Annotated in this window: 1 protein-coding gene; it reads left to right on the top strand. The window is 70.2% G+C overall.

Translation table 11 applies throughout. The annotated features are described in order from the left end of the window. On the top strand, positions 1 to 604 hold a 604-nt coding region (gene trpS, locus AB0N07_RS50765; protein WP_365847765.1), incomplete at both ends, for a tryptophan--tRNA ligase.

Raw genomic sequence — 604 nt, 5'->3', positions numbered from 1 at the left:
TGCTCATGGCCGCGGACATCCTCCTGTACCAGCCGCATGGCGTGCCCGTGGGCGACGACCAGCGCCAGCACGTGGAGCTCACCCGCGACCTCGCCCAGCGCTTCAACCACCGCTACGGCGAGACGTTCGTGGTGCCCACCGGCTTCTACCCGGAGACCGGCGCGCGCATCTACGACCTGCAGGACCCCACGTCGAAGATGTCCAAGTCCGCGGCGTCCCCGAACGGGCTCATCAACATCCTCGAGGAGCCGAAGAAGACCGCCAAGAAGATCAAGTCGGCCGTGACCGACGACGGCACCGAGGTGCGCTACGACCGAGAGGCCAAGCCCGGCGTCTCCAACCTGCTGACCATCCTCTCCGCGGTGTCCGGCACACCGATCCCGCAGCTCGAGGAGGAGTTCGCAGGCAAGATGTACGGGCACCTCAAGGTCGCGGTGGCGGACGCCGTCGTCGAGCGCCTGGCCCCCGTGCGCGAGCGCGCCCTCGCGCTGCTGGACGACCCCGCCGAGCTGGACCGCATCCTCGCCGCCGGCGCCGAGAAGGCCCGCGCCGTGGCCACGCCCGTGCTCGAGGACGTCTACGCCAAGGTCGGCTTCCTGCCGCC

This window comes from Streptomyces sp. NPDC051172 (assembly GCF_040682555.1).
GTDB lineage: Bacteria > Actinomycetota > Actinomycetes > Streptomycetales > Streptomycetaceae > Streptomyces.
The sequence above is the reverse complement of the archived record's forward strand: the minus strand, read 5'-3'. Positions and strand labels throughout refer to the sequence as shown.